Genomic DNA, 17,567 nt, shown 5'->3' with positions numbered 1-17,567 from the left:
GTGTCACCGTGGGTCCAACTCGATTCTCCAGCGAAGGAGGAACCATGTTGGGTGGCCTTTGGGGCATCATCACCACGATCGTGGTCGGGCTGATCCTCGGCGTCATCGGCCGGATGCTGGCGTCCGGCGATCAGAAGATCCCGATGTGGCTGACGATCGTGGTCGGCATCATCGCCGCCTTCATCGGCAACTGGCTGGCCGGGGTGTTCGGTGTCCGTGACACCGCGGGCATCGACTGGATCCGGCACGCCTTCCAGGTCGGCGCGGCCGTCGTCGGCGTCATCGCCGCGGCCGCGATTTACGCGAAGGTCAAGGGCGGCGGGCACCGGGCCGCGACCTGAGCCCGCTGGTACATCGCCTACGGTCGGCCCCTGTGCCCACTCGACTCGATCTCAGTGGCCAGGGGCTGGCCTCCCTGCCCGACCCGCTTCCGGCATCGCTCGAATACCTGGACCTGTACGACAACCGGCTGACGTCCGTTCCCGACGAGCTGTGGTCGCTTTCCGGGCTCCGCGTGCTGAATCTGGCCGCCAACCGGCTGACCGCCGTGTCACCCTCGATCGGCGCCCTGCGGAATCTGCACACGCTGGATCTGGGGCACAACGAGCTTTCCGTTCTGCCGGACGAACTCGGTGAACTTTCCGGGCTGACGGAATACCTCTACGTCAGCGACAACCGGCTGACCGAGTTCCCAGCCGCGTTGTGCTCGCTCGGCGGGCTGAAATACCTGGGGTGTACGGACAATCGCATCTCGACCCTCCCCGAAGACCTGTCCGGGCTGGTCTCCCTGCGCGAATTTCGCTTGTACGGCAACGGGTTGATCGAGCTGCCGGAATCTCTGGGGGCGCTTTCCTCGTTGCGAGAGCTGCATCTGCGGAAGAACCGGCTGACCTCCTTGCCGCACTCTCTCGGGCAGCTGAGCGAGCTGCGGCAGCTGGACCTGCGCGAGAACCGGCTCACTTCACTGCCAGGGTCCATCGCTCAGCTGTCCAAATTGGACAAACTGGATCTGCGGTGGAACAAGGACTTCCGGGAGCCGCCTTGGCTCGCGGACTTCGAGGCGCGCGGCTGCATGGTGCTGCGGTGAAGCTCAGGCGCAGATGATCGCGGTCCGCGGCGAGTAGGTCGCGTTGCGGGTCTCCCGGCGGACCTCCGTCCCGGTGACGACGTCGACGAGCACGCGGGTGTCCGAGGTGCTGAACCCGGCCGCACCGGGATCCGGCACGCAGCCGGGTCCGGAGCCGACCTGTACCGGCTGGGGGACATAGGAGTGCCGCTCGCCGCCGACGCTCTGCACCGAAAATCTTTTGGTGCCCCAGATTCGCACGGTCACCGAGCCGTTGGCGGGGATCACCTGGATCGCGATACCGGTCGGGGCGTCGTTGACGATCTGCATCTCGACCGGCGAACCGGCGTTGTCGATCGCCTTCACGTCGCGCGCGACCGGATAGCGGTCCAGGTAGTGGTCGTGCTCCAGATGTCCGCCGTCGGCCAGCCCCGCCAGGTACGCGGCGTTGTAGAGCGTCGTCGCGAGCTGCGAGACGCCGCCGCCGACCACGACCGGTCCGGTGCCGTCCTCGTTCACCGGGGCGGGGACGTAGCCCGCTTCCGCCGTCCTCGGCCCGGACCGCGCGCCGAGGCTGAACGTCTCGTTCGGCTTCACGATGGCGCCGGAGACCCTGGCGGCCAGCGCCTGCACGTTCGTCATGGCCGGTCCGCTCAGGCCCGACGTGGTGAACTCGCCGATGACCTCGTTGACGCCGAGGACCTTCGCCGCGTCGGTGCTGACGGCCGGGCTGCTGGCGTCGTAGACCGCCTTCAGCTCCCTGTCCTCGCTCTTGGCGAGCACCGAGGTCAACGCGGAGAACGTGAGCTCCCAGTTGACCTTCTTCGCGTCCTTCGACGGCTGGACCGCCGGCCTGTCGCCGACGAAGACGATCTGCGCGTCGGCCCCGTCGGTCTCGGTCTCCTTGAGCTGCGGCTGCGCCGCGGCGCGCAGTTTGCTCTGGTCGATGCGGACTTCGAGGTTGCCGTCGTCGCGCGCGGCGAACTGGAAGGATCCCGCGATCGCGTCCGGTTTCAGCGTCGCGTCCTTGCCTTCGCCGCGGATGACGAGCGGCTTCGCGACCGCCGGAACGACGGTCTTGACGAGCGCCGCGTGCACGCCGGGCGAAGTCGCCTTCACGGGCGCGACTTTTACCTTCAGCTCGACACCGTTGTCGCTCAGCCAGTGATCGGTGACCGCGGTGACCGACTCCTTGACGTCGGCGAGCGTCTGGCCGGCCCGCGGTTCGACCGCGGCCGCGACCACGCCGCCGTCACTGCCCGCGATGGGCTGGAAGGTGATGTTCCCTTCGACCGGCGGGCGGTTCAGCTTCGCGGCGGCGAGGTCAGAGACGGCCTTCTCGAGCTTCGGCGCGTCGGTCCACGTGACGACGCCGACCTCACGGCTGGTGAAGAACGACATCAACCGCGTATACGGGCTCAGGGGCTGATGACCGGCACGCCCCAGCGTCTGCGGCCAGTCCAGGCCGAGACCGGACGACGTCGGGTACAGCACCGTCCGAACGTCTCCCGCCCGTACCCGCACCGGCTCGATCAGCCGCGGCTCCAGCTCACGGCGAAGCTTCGACTCGGCCTCCTTGTGTGTGAGGCCGCCGACGTCGATCCCCGCGACCGTGACGCCGCGCGGGACGTCTCCGGCGCTGACGATCAGATCGACCGCGTACGCGAGCACGAACAGGCCCATGAGCACCCCGGTGGCCATGAGGACCTTGCCGAGCCCCTTGCGGAACTTCGACGCGGGCGTGGGGGGCGGATGCACCACCCTGTCGCCCTCGAAGAGTTCGTCTACCAGGCCCTCGTCGGTCTCGGGGGCCGGGAGGAGGTCGTCGGTGAACAGGTCGGTGCCCGGCTCGTCGTGGTCATCGCGTACCAACTCTCACCACCCATGCCTTACCCGCCGCCCCCGGCCGGGCCGAGCTACAAGTACAACCCCGTACCGTGTTCGGTCCGTTCGGTCGCGACGGCGTGGATGTCGCGCTCCCGCATCACCAGGTGCCCCTCGCCCTGGATCTCGACCTCGTGCTGGTCGTCCGGGTTGAACAGCACACGATCGCCGGTCTTGACGTTCCGCACACTGTTGCCCACGCCCAGTACATCACCCCAGGCGAGCCGCCGCGCGACCTGCGCGGTGGCAGGGATGACGATGCCGCCGGAACTTCGGCGCTCCCCGTCCTCGGGGGACAGCTTCACGAGCACCCTGTCCTGCAGCATCTGAATCTCGAGTTTCGGCCGATCTGACACGAGTACGACTCTACTTACCCGGATCCCCCGCCATGACCAGGCTCAGCACGCTTTCTCCGCCGTTTTCGAATCGCACCGGCACTCCCCAGTCCTGCCGGGTGATACGGCACGCGGGGTGCTCGCCACCGTCGTCACAGCTCGCGGCCTGCGCGACGACCTGCAGCACACCTCCGGTGACGCCCTCGGCGAAGCGGAGCTTGCGGAACAGGTCCGTGCCCACCCCGGCGCCGTCGACGAGCAGCTCCGGCGGTGACGCGCTGATCTCCAGCCGCGTCGACGGGCCGAACCGGTCGTCGAGTTTCTCGCCGGGCGGCGGCGTGAAGACGACGGAGAACTCCAGTTCGCCTGGCGCCAGCACGGTCGGCGGACGGCGGACCGCGTGCGCGTCCCCGGCCACGGCCTGCTCGCCGAGCGGCACGGGTCCGATCCGGCTTCCCGCCGACTCGACGACCAGCAGTTCGCCGTCGTGCATCAGCAGACCGGACGGCTCCGCGAGACCGGTCGCGAGCGTGGTCACCTGGCGAGTGAGCGGGTCGTAGCGGCGGATGGCGCCGTTGTAGGTGTCGGCGATCGCGACGGTGTCGCCCGGCAGCACGACGAGGCCGAGCGGATGCTGCAGGAGCGCCTTGTCGGCGGGCCCGTCGACGTGACCGAAGGAGAACAGATCGACCCCGACCGCGGTGTGCACGGTGAACGTCTCGCCCTCGGGCTGGATCCAGCGCAGCGCCGATGTCTCGGCGTCCGCGAGCCACAGCTTCTGTCCGTCAGGCGTCAGACCGGACGTCTGCGCGAAGAACGCTTCGTGGACGTCGCCGTCACGCAGGCCCTCGACGGTCGTACCGGCGAAGCGGCGGATGGTGCCCGAGACCGGCTCGAACACGCTCAGCGTGTGGTTGCCCGCCATGGCGACCACGACCCCGCCCGCGGGACCCCACCAGGCGACGTCCCAGGGGCTGGTGAGGTCGATGTCGAGCGCCTTGCCGGTGTCGACGCCGTCGCGCCACTGGCGGCCGGTGCCGGCGACCGTCGAGACCTCGCCGGTGATCAGGTCGATGCCGCGCAGCCGGTGACCGGCCGTGTCGGCGACGACGGCGTGGTAACCCGCGCGCTCGGCGACCTCGTACGGCAAGAGGGTGATCCCGGACGGCTCGGTAAAGCTCGCCAGGTCGAACGGTCCGTCCTGCGCACCGCGCTCTCCGCTGCCGAAGCGGCGGATGATCGTCTCGCCGTCGGACGCGAACTCGACGATGGAGTGGTTGCCGGTGTCGGCGACCAGGATGCGGCCTTCGGCGGTGGTGACGGCCTTGCTCGGGAAGCGCAACTCGGTGCGCTGTTCCTCGGCCGGGACGTACGGGCTGCCGCCGCGGCGCAGCGTGCCCTTGGCGTCGTGGGTCACGACGAGGTCTGCGATCACCCGGCGCAGCGACTCGGCGTGCCCTTCACCGGCGGCGACGTGGACGACGTAACCCTCGGGGTCGACGACGACGAGCGTCGGCCACGCCTTGACGGCGTACTGCGACCAGGTGGTCATCTTCGGGTCGTTGAGGACCGGGTGGTGGACCTCGTAGCGCCGCACCGCGGCCTCGATCGCGGCCGCTTCGCCCTCGTGCAGGAACTTGGGCGAATGAACGCCGATGGTCACCAGGACGTCGGCGAACTCGGCCTCCAGCGGGCGCAGCTCGTCCAGCACGTGCAGGCAGTTGATGCAGCCGCTGGTCCAGAAGTCCAGCAGGACGACGCGGCCGCGCAGCCCGGCGAGCTTGATCCGCTCGCCGCCGGTGTTGAGCCACCCGTCACCGGCGAGCTCGGGCGCGCGCACGCGGGACTGCGTTCGTGGAGAAGTCACGACATGAGTGAACTACACCCGTCGCCGCTCTGTTCCGAGGTCCAGGCGTTGGGAGGGCGAGCTCACCCCGGGGGAGGAGCCTCATGTGGGTGATGAGGGAGCGGTGTTAAAAGGGAAGGCGTCCACGCGTCGGGCAATTTAGGCTCGAACACATGTCCACTGTTGAGCACGCCTTCACCATCGAGGAGGCACACGACCTCCAGGCGAGCTTGGCCGAACCCGTGCGTCCCGGGTTGAGCGAGGCCGAGCTCGACGACGTCGAAGCACGCTACGGCTTCCGGTTCGCCGCCGACCACCGGACGTTCCTGTCCGCCGGGGTGCCGATCGGCGACCGCTGGCCGGATTGGCGCTGCGGCAACCCCGACCAGCTGCGGAAACGACTGGACTGGCCGGTGGACGGGGTGCTCTACGACGTCGAACACAACGGCTTCTGGCTGCCGGACTGGGGCATGCGCCCGATCGACCTCGCCGACGCGCTTTCGCGGGCCCGCTCGCATCTGGCGCTCGCCCCTCAGCTGGTGCCCGTGTGCGGGCATCGGTATCTGCCCGGGATCGCCGGGAGTACCGGGTATCCGGTGCTGTCGGTGTATCAGACCGACATCGTCTATTACGGCTACGACCTGCGGGGTTACCTGCAGCACGACTTCCACGGCCAGCCACTGGGGCCACCGCCGGCGGGCGGTCCGCGACACGTCGAGTTCTGGTCGCGGTTCGTTGAATGAGCGGACCGTTCATGCCTTGAGTTCATACTTGGGGGCCACTACATGTGGTCGCTTCGCGCGTGAGCTGTCACCATATGTGCCCCAGGCGATAGCAAAGGTCCCTTGCTCTTTTTCGCCAATCCGGGGCCGCCGTGGTAAAGGGTCAGGATTCGGCGGCGGTCTTCAGCCGGGCCAGTGTCGCCGCGATGTTCGCCCGGTTGGCGTCGTCCCGCTTCCAGACTCCGGTGAAAAGCGACGTCGGCCCGCGGAGCCAGCCCGGCCGCCGGTCCCACGTGCTCTCGACGGCCACGCAACCGTCACCCGACGCCTCGATGTCGTACTGCCAGCGCGCGACGGGAAGACCGGCGAAGGTGGTCACCTCGAAAGCGAACCGCTTGCCCTCGTCGGCGTCCGTGATCGTCGAGAGAGTGCTCCAGCGACGGAGCCCCCGGCGGTTGCTGCCGCGGAACTTGGCACCGACGGTTGCCCCCGCCGGGCCGACCCAGCGGTGTCCCTCGTATTCCTCGGCCATGCCCGCGAGCGCACCCGGGTCACTGACCAGGGAATACACCTTCTCGGGCGGGGCGGCGATCGCGATCTTGCCGGTGGCACTGGGCTCCGTCATGACATACCTCCGTACTGAGGGTATGTGAAATACCCTCAGTTGTCGCGGCGGAGCATGCGGCTTATGCCGGCCGCGACCGTCGTCGCCAGCACCCAGCCCGACGCGGTGAACCCGGCCGCGACCCAGTTGTCCATGCCGTGCATGTACCAGCGCGACTTGTTGCCGAAGTCAACGATCGGGACCAGCAGGTCGATCGTGTACAGCACCGGGTTCCACTGCAGCCCGGTGTCGTCCTGGTTGACCAGGCACCGCGGCCCGCTCACCGTGAGATTGGGGTTGGTGACGCAGTCGTCGGTCCCGAGCCCGAACCACAGGCTGCCCAGCACGAGCAGCGTCAGCAGCCAGCCGAGCGCACGCACCGGACGGAACCCGTAACCGACCATCGACCGCTGCAACCAGCTCCACACGTGCACGCCGGGTCCGAAGAACTTGAAGCCCTTCGCGAGCGCTTCGTACCGGAACTGCTGTTTCTTCAGCAGCACCGTGGAGGCGTGCTCTTCATTACCGGACGCGCGCAGTGTCGCGGCCAGCTGGTCGTAGGGTCCCGGGCGGTAACCGTCCATCGCCTTGCGCAGCAACACGATCCGATGATCGATCGCCCGGTCGTCGTCGAGCGCGATGTCCTCCTGCAGCGCGTCGTACCGGAAGTCCTCCAGCTCGATTCCCGTCGCCGACGCCCAGAACGCCTCGTTGTCGCCCAGTGTCCCGCAATGCGCACGCCGCAACACGATCCTGCCGTCCGGCGGAGCACCGGGCGTGAGCAGGAATTCGTCGGCCGAGACATCACTGCCATCGAGCGCGATTCCGTGCTGCGGCAGGGAACCGAGCCGTGCGCCACGGAAGTCGACGCGCCGCGCGACCTGCGCGCCGTCGAGGTTGACCCCGCCCTGCGCGACGAACGGACGTTCCTTGTTCTCGGTGAGGATCAGGTCACGGCCGATCCGCGCGGTACGGACGTCCAGCGAGTAGCTGGTGCGCGTGCGCGCACCGGGTTCGGTCAGGCTCGTGCCGAAGAGGTTCACACTGCCGCCGACCTCGGCGCCCTGCAGCCGCAACGTGCCCTGGACGGTCGCGTCGGTGAGTTGGAAGTTGCCGGCGATCTTCGCGCGCCGCGCGGAAAAGACGTCGCGGCGCGGATGCAGGAACATCGAGTTCCACGCCAGCACGTTGCCGCCGACGGTGATGTCGGCCATGCGCAACTGCCCGGACGGCACACGCAGACTCGTCGCCTCGAGATCGCCGCCGATGGTGGTCCCGTCGAGGTGGATCGCGCGGTCGTAGTAAGGGATGCTCTGCCCGCGGACGACCTGGACCTCGGCGCCCGCCAACCGCAGCGAGCCGCCGATCCGGGCGTTGACCATCCGCAGCGTCCCGGTCGCCTGCATGCCGTCGCTCAACTCGAGGTTTCCGTTGACCGTCGAGCGATCCGCGACCAGCGCCGGCCTCGGGTCGATGTACGGATCGTTCGACTTCCACGCGTCGACGACGATCGGCCCGCCCTGGTTCACCGAAAGCTTGGCCTCGCGGAAGATGATGTCACTGTCCACAGTGGCGCTCGGGAGGAACATGATCCCACTGGCGGAGAAGCGTTTGCGCTGCGCGGCAGGCCCGTAGTTGTCCACCTCGCACAACAGGCTGCCGCCGATGTGGATCCCGTTTCCGTTGAGCGCGAAGCCGTCCCGGTTGTTCAGCGTCGCGCCGGAGAAGTTGACGTTACCGCCGGCCCGCATCCCCGGGATGCGGACTTCTCCGTTGGCCACCAACCGATACGCCAGCAGCGCGCCGACGATGTTGACCCGGTCGGCCTGGATCGCCTTGCCACGCGGATGGGTGATCACCGTGCGGGTCAGCACGACCGAACCCTCGATGACCGCGTCGGTGAGGTTGACCGCCGCGTTCGGCATCCCGCGCTCACGATCGTCGCCACGCTGGACCGTGGTCTCTTCGATCTCGTGCTCGGCGTCGACGTGCACGACACTGCGGATGAGGCGGACATCGTTGCGGGTGCGAAGGTTGCGTGCCTTGAGCCCGGGCAGCCAGCACTTGCGGAACACGAGCCCGAGCAGATGCGCCTCGCGGACGTCCGGCGGATGCTCGAAACGGCACCGTTCGAACCGGAACAGATACTTGATGTCGGCCGCTCGCAGATCGAGCGTCCCGGTGATGTAAGCGTCCTCGACCTGCACGATCGGCGCGTTGGTCGCCTGGCGCCGCCACCGGAGCAACCCCGTCGTCCCCGGCTTCATCAGCTCGGACGCCGGAACCTCGTACCGCTTGTCGGGGTCCGGGTCGAACGGGTCGAGCGGCGGCAGTGACGCGTCGCCGTTCTGGTCGCTTTCCCCCGGATCGCGCGGCCCGTTGTTGCGCCGAAAACCCGGCATCGTCTCGCTTCCCTCCCCCATCGTTCCTCGGCCACCAGCGAAGCCGATCATGCACGGGATTCGCAAGTTTCCAGGACAGTAGACCGGAACCTGCCATGGGACTACGACGGCAGAACGGCCGCCTCGGGCTCCGGACCAGGCAGTTCGCTTCCTGGGCGGTGATCTCGGCCGGATTCGCCGCCAGGACGGTGATTCGTCGCTGTGGTCACTCACCGGAGTCAGTTCTGGACTATGGGTAGATCACGCCCTTCGTGGCCCGTGCGGGGAGGCACGACATGAAGCGTTTCTTGCTCTTGGCAGCGGCAGTATCGCTCTTGGCCGGTGGCTGCGGCACCGAGGTGACCGGCACCGCGACGACGAGCGCACCGCCTTCGGCACGGCTGCCGTCCGATGGAGCCCCGGCGGTGTCGAACCCGATCAGCGCGACGGCGGCGTTCGAGGCGGATCCGTGCAGTGCCATCCCCACGGCCGAGATCGAGGCGATCGGCGGCAAGGTCAAGAACTCCCGCCTTGACGATTTGACCATGGGAAAAGCCTGCGCGTGGGTGTTCCAAGAGACGCCAAGCACCATGAGCGGAGGCCTTGTTGCCGGCAATAAAGATGGATTGAGCTCGCTATACGCGCAGAACGCCCGCGGCGGCCTTACCACCTTCAAGCCGGTGGCCCCGATCAACGGGTATCCCGCGGTGCTCTACGCCAATGGCGGCGAAGGCGGGGGGCCGGCACGTTGGCTGTCGGCATCCGCGACGATCTCGTTTACACCTTTATCCCACTCCTGTCCATGAGACACCCTTCGTATTCCGACCCATGCGGGATGGTGACCAAGGTCGCCGCAGCGGCGATCAAGAATCTCAAGAAGCCCTGACCAGCCAAAACGGTGCGGCACCCGACAAATGAAAACAGGAAGGCCCACTGAAATGCGACGGCTCATCATCGCCGCGACAATCACCTGCACAACTTTGCTACTCGCGACGGCTTGCAAGGGTGACACGACCTCGGGGAGTCTCACCCCTGCACCGGCCTCGTCCATGGGCCTACCGCGAGCCGGCGCCCCGGCCGTACAAAGTCCGCTGAAGACCGACCTGTTGGCCACGGATCCCTGCGGCGCTGCTACCAAGACCGAAGTCGAAGCCGTGGGAGGAACGCTCAAGAACGCAGCGGCCGAAGATATCGCGAGCGGGCGAGGTTGTGCCTGGATCTTCGCGAACTCCGCGGGGAACGTCAGCGGCGCATTGAACGTCAATCAGCCCGACGGCCTCAGTCACCTCTATGCCCTCAAAGCACAAGGTAGCGGTGTCACGACGTTCAAACCCCTACCGAACATCGCCGGATACCCGGCAGTCGAGTACGCGAATGGCGGCGAAGGTCAGGGCGCCTGCCAGCTCGCGGTGGGCCTCCGTGACGACGTGACATACGTCCTGGTCACACAACTACGGCGCGGTAGCGCCTACCTGGAGGACCCGTGCGGCTTGAGCGTGAAGATCGCAGAGTTCGCTATCCAGCATTTGAAGGCGGTCCAATGACCTACAGCGGCTGGGGAAGGCAGACTGATGCTGCACGTTAGGAAGCTCGTGTCCATAACCGCAGTGGGTACGCTGCTGCTTCTCAGCGGATGCAGCGCTCCGAAGACGGGCAATGCGACCTCAGCCGCCCGACAGCACCTACCTCTGCCCGACTCTCGGCCAACGGCGCCCCTTCCGTGACGAACCCGATTCTGAATGCCGCCCAGGCCGAATCAGACCCTGCAGCACGGTGGCCACCACGCAGATCGAGGAAATAGGTGGGAAGGTCGAAAAACAGAGATCGACGCGAAGCACGTGCAGGGCGGGCTGTCCACTTTCAAGCCGATCGAATCGATCGAAGATATCCGGGTTGTCATCTATGACAATGGCGGAGAAGGCGAGGGGTGATGCGTGCTCGCCGTGGGCGTTCGCGATGATCTCACCTATACTGTCACACCGCTCCTGATCACTGGTAATCCCATGCTGTCAGATTCCTGCGGTTGGCCACCAAAGTCGCTTCCGCAGCAATCAAGAAGCTCAAAGGAGCTTAGGTGATGACCGGCAGCGGTTGGGAGATGCTCACCCAGCTCACCGGCGGAAACTAAGGCCGCCGACTCTGGAGCAGCAGGCCTCGCGCCGCTCACCGCGCGTATCAGCGACAGGACCATGCCGCCTGGACGCCATTCGCAACGTTGGAAAGGCAGTTTGCATGGGATCACGTTCGGCTCTTTTCGTTTTGGCGACAGCTGCGTTGCTTGTCAGCGCGTGCAGCGATTCCAACAAAGGCAACCCGACGGCACCGGCCCCTTCGTCCCCCGTCGGGCAGCCGACTTCGCTACCGCGTGCCGGCGCGCCGAACATCGACAAGCCTCTGGACACCGCTGCTGCCGAAGCCGATCCCTGCGGCGTTGTGAAAAGTGATCAGATCCAATCGTTCGGTGGCGGCGCTGTGGACCGATCCCGGGTGGATGATCTGTCCTCCGGCAAGGTCTGCACTTGGGTGTTCACCGATGGGCTGGGCACGATCAGCGCGGGAATGAACATCGGAGAACGTGACGGCCTGAGTCATCTGTACGCGTTGAACGCGCAGGGGAGGGGCCTCACGACGTTCAAACCGTCGGAGGCGATCGACGGCTACCCCTCGGTGGTTTTCGCGAACGGCGGCGAACGCAGTTACGTCTGCAACCTCGCTGTCGGAGTCCGTAACGACCTCACGTACACGATCGTCGCGACACCTGGGACCAGCAACCCGAACCGATCCGACCCATGCGGAATGGCCACCAAGCTCGGCACGCTCGCAATTCAGCAGCTCAAGGCGGCGCAATGATCCGCTCATCGTGACCTCCAAGGTCGCGAGCGACAACATGGACCGCGCCCGCCAGTCGATGTACGACCAGAACGCCTCCTTACTGCTGGTAGCAGAGCCGAGGACAGCTGTCCTGACCAGACAAATGCCCTCTTTCAGGCCCGGCCACGCTGATCGTCCCACCTTTCGATGGTGATCTTTCGCAGAAGAGCTGATCAGCGATCTACCTGCTGCTATCGTCACCGGTTGGAGTCAGCGATGAACTACGGGTAGGTCGCACCCTTCGCGGCCCGTGCGGGGAGGCACGACATGACACGATCGGGAAGCGGCCCTCAAGGGGTCTACGGCCAGCTGAACACGACGTCGCCGCAGTCACCGCCGCCGGGGTCGGGGCTGATCCAGGGCGCCACCGCAGCGCCGCCGCAGCCGGGCCCGCCGCCGAACTACGTCACGCTGGGCAGCGGCCAGGCGAAGGCCGACTTCGCGGCCGCGTCGGCGAACGGTGGCTGGGAGTTCGACCCGGCGGCCATGGATCAGGTGATCAAGTCGCTCGAAGACTGCATCAAGAACGACTTCCGACGTGCTCAGAACGAAGCCGTGTGGCTGGACCAGATAAAACCGCCAGGCGATGAGGTCGGTAGCCAGGGCTACGTAGCGACAGCGAACAAGTCCGGCGCCGAATACAAGAACTTTCTCCAGGGCGCCGAGCAGTACACCCGTTCCTATGTCGACACTTTGATCCAAATCCGGACTGCCTACCAAGAGCAAGACCAAGCTGCGATCGACGCGCTCCGTCAGATTGGAAAGATCGACTGATGCGACCCAAGGCCACGCTCCTGACCATCGCGGCATTGAGCTCGATGGCGCTTCTCGGTGGCTGCAGTGACCAGAAGGCCAGCACTCCTACTCCGACGAGCGTGCCCACTTCGACGGGACTTCCCTCGAACGGAGCGCCCGCTGTAGCGAACCCGATCACTAACACCGCACAGTTCGAATCCGACCCGTGCACAGTCATCCCCAGTGCGGAGGTCGAGTCCGTCGGAGGCAAGGTCGAGCGCTCCGAACAAGAAGAGTTGACCATGGGTAAAGCCTGCGCATGGATCTTCGCAAAAGGAGCGAACACTGTCAGCGCCGGCCTTGTTGCGGGCAACAAAGACGGCCTTAGTTCTCTCTACGCTCAAAACGCGGCGGGGGGCTTGACCACGTTCAAGCCAGTCGAACAAGTTGCTGGCTACCCGGCCGTTGTCTATGCGAACGGCGGAGAAGGACCAGGGACTTGCACGCTCGCCGTCGGCGTTCGGAATGACCTCGTCTACACGGTCATTCCGCGACTAGGCAGCGACCACCCTTCGCACTCCGATCCGTGCGGGATGGCGACGAAGATCGCGGCTTCGGCGATCAAGCATCTCAAGGGAGCCTAGGCGATGACTTATAGCGGTTGGGAGATCTTCACCAAGCTCAACACCTACCCTGCTACGACAGAAAGTCTCGACCGGGCTCAGGTCGCCTCACACAAGCTCCTCGTGATCCACGAGGACATCACCAAGGCGATGACCAACAGCCAGACGACATTGAGTTCCTTCTGGAAGGGCAAAGCGGCCGACAGCGGAACAGCGGGTCTCGCCCCGCTCATCGCGACCTCCAAGATCGCGGGCGAGAACATGGATCGCGCCCGCCAGTCGATGTACGACCAGAACGCCTCTTTCCACTACACACGCGGCAACGTCCGCCCGGTCGAGAAGGAGCGCGCGGGGGACAGCGGGCCTGAAGACGTCTTGTCCATCGGCGCGAGTGACGACGAGATCGCGGCGGCGAAGTTCGACGCGGACACCAAGCACAACGTCGAGATCTACGAGCCGTACTATCAAAGCACTCAGCCGCGGCAGCAGTCGCTCGCGCCGGTCTATCCGGCCGCGCACGATCCGAACGTTTCGTCGGGGCCGATCACTCCCGATCCGATCGATCCTGGTCAGACCAAGGTCAGCGGGTTCACCGGCGGGCATTCGGGTGGCGACTCGGGCAGGCATGGTGGGCCCGGTGGGTACACCGGCGGGCCGAGTTCGTACAGCGCGCCTCCGGGGGCCGAGGGGTATCAGGCGCCGAGGCCGCCGCAGGCTCCGCAGCCGCCGAGGATGCCGCAAATCCCGCCGCCCAATCGGCGGCCGAACGACGGGACCGATCTCTCTTCGGTGAAACCGGCGCCCCCGATGCATTCGGGTGAGTTCCGGCCGCCCGCGTTCGGCCCCGGAAGCGGCGGGCCCGGTGGCGGCAGTGGATTCGGTCCTGGGGCGGGCGGGTTCAGTGGCGGATTCGGGCCCGGCGGCGGGTTCGGGCCGGGTGGGTCGACGGGCGGGCCGGGGAGCATGGGGCCCGGTCGCGGTGTCGGCGCGGCCATGCCCGGTGAAGGTGCGATGCGCGGGCCGGCCGGTACACCGGCGGGAGGACCAGCGGCGGGACGTCCCGGCGCGCCGGGCATGGGGGGCGGCGGAATGGGCGCCGGTAAAGGCGGCAAGGGTGGCGAGGACGAGGAGCACCAGCGCAAGATCATGCTGCAGGAAGAGGACGGCGACTCCATCTTCGGCGGCTACGACGGGGACAAGCCGGTCCCGCCGGTGATCGGCGCCTGACCGTGCTGCAGAAGCCCGTCGAACTGACGCTTCAGACCTACGAAACCCTGCTGGACCGACATAATCTCGGCGACATCCACCCGACGCTCGTCCGTGGCGCGCAGTGGTATCTGCCTGAGGAACGTCGCGAGCTCACCGCCACCGCGCAGTCCGAATTGGACAGACAAGGACTGCTCAGGCGCGGCCGGATCGACGACGAATTCCTCGACACGCTTCGTTTCCTGCAGCGGCCGGCGGTGGAGTACTACTCGTGGGTGAAGTCCGAGGGACGTGAGCGGACCGTTCGCGCCGCGGGCAGTGGCCGGGAAGCGGTCAACGTCGTCTTGGTCGACAAGGTCGTCTACCTGACACCGACCCGGCCGGACACGCTGGCGCAGGAGTTCACCGGCCTGCTCCCCGAGGCTCCCCCGGCGCGCACACCGTCCTTGAACTGCTCGGAAGCCGATCTGCAAGTCCTGATGAAGGGCGAGATGCTGACCGGCACCAGCCCGAGCATTCGCGACGCCAAGAAGATCCTCCAGTGGATCCGGTCGCCGCACACCTTCTTCGGAAGGCTTTACGTCGCCATCCGTGACGGCGGCGGCAACCGGAAACGCGTCGAAAGACCACCGGGCTGGATGGACACCGAACAGGGCCGCGTCGTGTTCGGCCCGGACGCCAAGGGCTGGGTGAGCCTCATGGGCGCCGGGCCGCACGAAATCGTCGCCAAGGTCGTCCAGCTGGAGTCGCAGCTCCGAGGTCGCTAGCCCTGGTGATTCGGGTTCAGGACCCGCGAGAGGAACGTCTTCGTGCGTTCCTCCTGCGGGTCCCCGATCACCTGGTCCGGCGCGCCCTGCTCGACGACCACACCACCGTCCATGAACAGCACGATGTCGGCCACCTCGCGGGCGAACTGCATCTCGTGCGTGACGACGAGCATCGTCATGCCTTCCTGCGCGAGCTGCCGCATGACCGCGAGGACGTCGCCGACCAGTTCGGGGTCGAGGGCGGACGTCGGTTCGTCGAACAGCATGACGTCGGGGTTCATCGAAAGCGCCCTGGCGATCGCGACGCGCTGCTGCTGCCCGCCGGAAAGCTGAGTCGGCAGCGAAGACTCCTTCTCCGCCAGCCCGACCTTCGCGAGGTTTTCCCGCGCGACGAGCTCCGCCTCTTCCTTGCCGCGCTTCAACACCTTGCGCTGCGCGACGGTGAGGTTTTCGAGCACGCTCAGGTGCGAGAAGAGGTTGAACGACTGGAAGACCATGCCGATCTTCGTGCGGGCGCCGTCGATGTCGACGTCCGGGTCGGTGATCTCGCTGCCGTTGACCACGATCTTGCCCTGCTGCGGTTCTTCGAGCAGGTTGACGCAGCGCAGCAGCGTCGACTTGCCGGAACCCGACGGGCCGATGATGCAGACGACCTGCCCCCGCTCGACCTGCAGGTCGATGCCCTTGAGCACTTCGAGTTCGCCGAACGCCTTGTGCAGTCCCGAAACCTCGACGATCGTCTGGGTGGTCATACCGTTCCTCCGCCGGGCACTCCGGCCCCGTATTTCTTCTCTAGCCGCTGCTGCAGGATCGACAGCGGGATGGTGATGACCAGGTAGCAGAGACCCGCGACGACGATCGGGGTCAGACCCTTGGCCTCCAGCAACGCCTGACGGCTGAACTGCGCGAGTTCCTGCTGTGCCGGCGTGGTGCCGAGCAGGAACGCCAGCGAAGAGTCCTTCGTCAGCATGATCAGCTCGTTGGCCAGCGGCGGCAGGATGATCCGGAACGCCTGCGGGATCACGACGGTGATCATCGTGCGCGCCGGGGACATGCCGAGCGAGCGCGCGGCCTCGATCTGCCCACGCGGCACGGCCTGGATACCGGCGCGGATGGTCTCCGCCATGTAGGCCGAGGACACGATGCCCAGTGCCAGCATGATCGCGACGTTGCGCGGCAGCTGCGTGGCGAACGCGGTGGGCACACCGATCCCCACGGCGAGGAAGATCAGCAGCGCGGGCAGGCCGCGGAAGAACTCGATGTACCCGCGCGCGAACCAGCGGTACGGGCCGACCGAGGAAAGTCTCATCAGGGCGAGCACGAGGCCCAGCCCCAGGCCGAGCGCGAAGCCCAGCGCGGTGAAGATGACGGTGTTCTTCAGCGCGACCGTGATCACGTCCGGGAACTGCTTGGCGGCGACGTCGAGGTCGAAGAACGCCTTGCCGATCTTGCTCCAGTCGGCCAGCAGCGCGAGCACGATGACGATCACCAGCAGCAGGACGTATTGCCCGGTCCGGAACGCCGAACGTCGCTGGCGGCGGCTCAAAGCCATTTCTCTCCTCAAACAGGTGGCGACAAGCCTGTGGCCGGTGCGCTGGCACCGGCCACAGGAGAGGTGATTATCAACCGGCGGTCGGGCTGCCCGGCTGCCAGGTCGGCGCCTTGCCGAACCACTTCTGGTAGATCTGCGCGTAGGAACCGTCGGCCACGGAAGCCTTGAGCACCTCGTTGACCTGGCCGAGGAGGGCGCTGTTGCCCTTCTTCACGCCGATGCCATAGAACTCGTTCGTCTTGAACTCGGTGACGACCGTCGTGTCCGGGTTCGTCTTCGCGAAGTCGTAGAGCACGCCGTTGTCGTTGACGCCCGCGTCGACCGTGCCGTTCTTGACGGCCTGCTCCAGCAGCGCGAGGTCGTCGAAGGTGACGATCTCCGCGCCGGCGGCCTTCTCCTTGGCGTAGTCGGCGCCGGTGGTGGCCGACTGGACACCGATCTTCTTGCCCGCGACATTGGACAGGTCCTTGATCGGCGAACCGGTCTTGACCAGCAGCGCCTGGGTCGCCTCGAAGTACGGGTCGGAAAAGTCGAACTTCTCCTTGCGCTTGTCGGTGATCGTCATCCCGGCGGCGGCGAGGTCGCACTGGCCGCTGTTCATCGCTTCGCCGGACTCGATGTTCTCGAAGGCGATGTCGACGATGCTCTGCTCGACACCCAGCTTCTTGCCGACGAGGTCGACCAGGTCCACGTCGAAGCCGACGATCTTGTCGCCTTGCTTGACCTGGAACGGCTGGTAGGGCAGGTGCGTGCAGGTGGTGACCTTGCCGGAAGCGACGAGCTGGACGCCGCCGGCCGCAGTACCGCCTTCCTCACCACAAGCGGACAGCGCCCCCGCGGCGAGGGCGAGCGCCGGGATCAGGGCGAGCGCTTTGAATCGAGCCACGTCGTCACTCCTCGTAGTTCCCATGTGTCGAGAGCACGCATATTGCCACTCATCCGGCGGCAAGCACAGCACTACGACGTTACAGCGCC

General features: G+C 66.5%; 18 protein-coding genes. 10 read left to right on the top strand and 8 right to left on the bottom strand.

Going from position 1 to position 17,567, the window contains the following annotated elements:
• Nucleotides 1–44 precede the first annotated feature (44 nt).
• Nucleotides 45–341: a GlsB/YeaQ/YmgE family stress response membrane protein gene (locus H074_RS22755; protein WP_007032415.1), complete on the top strand. Its 297-nt coding sequence runs from the start codon at nucleotides 45–47 to the stop codon at nucleotides 339–341.
• A gap of 32 nt (nucleotides 342–373) precedes the next feature.
• Nucleotides 374–1,087, top strand: coding sequence for a leucine-rich repeat domain-containing protein (locus H074_RS22750; protein ID WP_007032414.1), 714 nt, complete (start codon nucleotides 374–376; stop codon nucleotides 1,085–1,087).
• Nucleotides 1,088–1,090: 3 nt separating this feature from the next.
• On the opposite strand, the gene H074_RS22745 is transcribed toward H074_RS22750, so the two are convergent.
• The 3 genes from H074_RS22745 to H074_RS22735 are packed head-to-tail and all read right to left on the bottom strand — an operon-like array spanning nucleotide 1,091 to nucleotide 5,125.
• On the bottom strand, nucleotides 1,091–2,938 hold the full coding sequence (locus H074_RS22745) for a VanW family protein (protein WP_007032413.1): 1,848 nt from the start codon (nucleotides 2,936–2,938) through the stop codon (nucleotides 1,091–1,093).
• A gap of 44 nt (nucleotides 2,939–2,982) precedes the next feature.
• On the bottom strand, nucleotides 2,983–3,276 hold the full coding sequence (locus tag H074_RS22740; RefSeq protein ID WP_007032412.1) for a GroES family chaperonin: 294 nt from the start codon (nucleotides 3,274–3,276) through the stop codon (nucleotides 2,983–2,985).
• Between the two features lie 40 nt (nucleotides 3,277–3,316).
• Nucleotides 3,317–5,125: an NHL domain-containing thioredoxin family protein gene (locus H074_RS22735; protein WP_007032411.1), complete on the bottom strand. Its 1,809-nt coding sequence runs from the start codon at nucleotides 5,123–5,125 to the stop codon at nucleotides 3,317–3,319.
• Nucleotides 5,126–5,304: 179 nt separating this feature from the next.
• Here H074_RS22735 and H074_RS22730 point away from each other — a divergent pair, with 179 nt between their 5' ends.
• The gene (locus tag H074_RS22730; RefSeq protein ID WP_007032410.1) at nucleotides 5,305–5,874 is read left to right on the top strand and encodes a hypothetical protein; all 570 of its coding nucleotides are present in this window, start codon (nucleotides 5,305–5,307) and stop codon (nucleotides 5,872–5,874) included.
• 142 nt (nucleotides 5,875–6,016) lie between these two features.
• Here H074_RS22730 and H074_RS22725 read toward each other — a convergent pair whose 3' ends face one another.
• Nucleotides 6,017–6,478, bottom strand: coding sequence for an SRPBCC family protein (locus H074_RS22725; RefSeq protein WP_007032409.1), 462 nt, complete (start codon nucleotides 6,476–6,478; stop codon nucleotides 6,017–6,019).
• Nucleotides 6,479–6,513: 35 nt separating this feature from the next.
• Nucleotides 6,514–8,859: a hypothetical protein gene (locus tag H074_RS22720; protein ID WP_039923212.1), complete on the bottom strand. Its 2,346-nt coding sequence runs from the start codon at nucleotides 8,857–8,859 to the stop codon at nucleotides 6,514–6,516.
• 275 nt (nucleotides 8,860–9,134) lie between these two features.
• On the opposite strand from H074_RS22720, the gene H074_RS39435 reads away from it, so the two are divergent.
• The 7 genes from H074_RS39435 (at nucleotide 9,135) to H074_RS22690 (ending at nucleotide 15,040) form a co-directional block, all read left to right on the top strand.
• Nucleotides 9,135–9,644 carry a DUF3558 family protein gene (locus H074_RS39435; RefSeq protein WP_235096849.1) on the top strand — a complete coding sequence of 170 codons (510 nt, stop codon included), beginning with the start codon at nucleotides 9,135–9,137 and terminating at the stop codon, nucleotides 9,642–9,644.
• 132 nt (nucleotides 9,645–9,776) lie between these two features.
• Nucleotides 9,777–10,382, top strand: a complete 606-nt coding sequence (locus H074_RS39430; protein ID WP_007032406.1) for a DUF3558 domain-containing protein — start codon at nucleotides 9,777–9,779, stop codon at nucleotides 10,380–10,382.
• Nucleotides 10,383–11,070: 688 nt separating this feature from the next.
• Entirely contained in the window at nucleotides 11,071–11,688 is a 618-nt protein-coding gene (locus tag H074_RS22705) for a DUF3558 domain-containing protein (RefSeq protein WP_007032405.1), read from the top strand.
• A gap of 288 nt (nucleotides 11,689–11,976) precedes the next feature.
• Nucleotides 11,977–12,483, top strand: a complete 507-nt coding sequence (locus H074_RS22700) for a hypothetical protein (protein ID WP_007032404.1) — start codon at nucleotides 11,977–11,979, stop codon at nucleotides 12,481–12,483.
• Entirely contained in the window at nucleotides 12,483–13,088 is a 606-nt protein-coding gene (locus H074_RS39420) for a DUF3558 domain-containing protein (RefSeq protein ID WP_083920477.1), read from the top strand. Before H074_RS22700 ends, H074_RS39420 begins: the two co-directional genes overlap by 1 nt.
• Nucleotides 13,089–13,091: 3 nt before the next feature.
• Nucleotides 13,092–14,294, top strand: a complete 1,203-nt coding sequence (locus tag H074_RS22695) for a hypothetical protein (protein WP_007032403.1) — start codon at nucleotides 13,092–13,094, stop codon at nucleotides 14,292–14,294.
• 2 nt (nucleotides 14,295–14,296) lie between these two features.
• The gene (locus tag H074_RS22690) at nucleotides 14,297–15,040 is read left to right on the top strand and encodes an ESX secretion-associated protein EspG (RefSeq protein WP_007032402.1); all 744 of its coding nucleotides are present in this window, start codon (nucleotides 14,297–14,299) and stop codon (nucleotides 15,038–15,040) included.
• Here H074_RS22690 and H074_RS22685 read toward each other — a convergent pair.
• From H074_RS22685 to H074_RS22675, 3 genes are all read right to left on the bottom strand, one after another.
• On the bottom strand, nucleotides 15,037–15,792 hold the full coding sequence (locus tag H074_RS22685) for an amino acid ABC transporter ATP-binding protein (RefSeq protein WP_007032401.1): 756 nt from the start codon (nucleotides 15,790–15,792) through the stop codon (nucleotides 15,037–15,039). The genes H074_RS22690 and H074_RS22685 overlap by 4 nt on opposite strands.
• Nucleotides 15,789–16,592, bottom strand: a complete 804-nt coding sequence (locus H074_RS22680) for an amino acid ABC transporter permease (protein WP_007032400.1) — start codon at nucleotides 16,590–16,592, stop codon at nucleotides 15,789–15,791. The genes H074_RS22685 and H074_RS22680 overlap by 4 nt, the downstream gene beginning before the upstream one ends.
• 70 nt (nucleotides 16,593–16,662) lie before the next feature.
• Nucleotides 16,663–17,478 (bottom strand): basic amino acid ABC transporter substrate-binding protein, encoded by an 816-nt coding sequence (locus tag H074_RS22675; RefSeq protein ID WP_007032399.1) that lies wholly within the window; start codon nucleotides 17,476–17,478, stop codon nucleotides 16,663–16,665.
• Between the last annotated feature and the right edge of the window lie 89 nt (nucleotides 17,479–17,567).

The organism is Amycolatopsis decaplanina DSM 44594 (assembly GCF_000342005.1).
GTDB classification, from domain to species: domain Bacteria; phylum Actinomycetota; class Actinomycetes; order Mycobacteriales; family Pseudonocardiaceae; genus Amycolatopsis; species Amycolatopsis decaplanina.
Note: the sequence above shows the minus strand (reverse complement) of the source record. Positions and strands in the feature narration are given on the sequence as shown.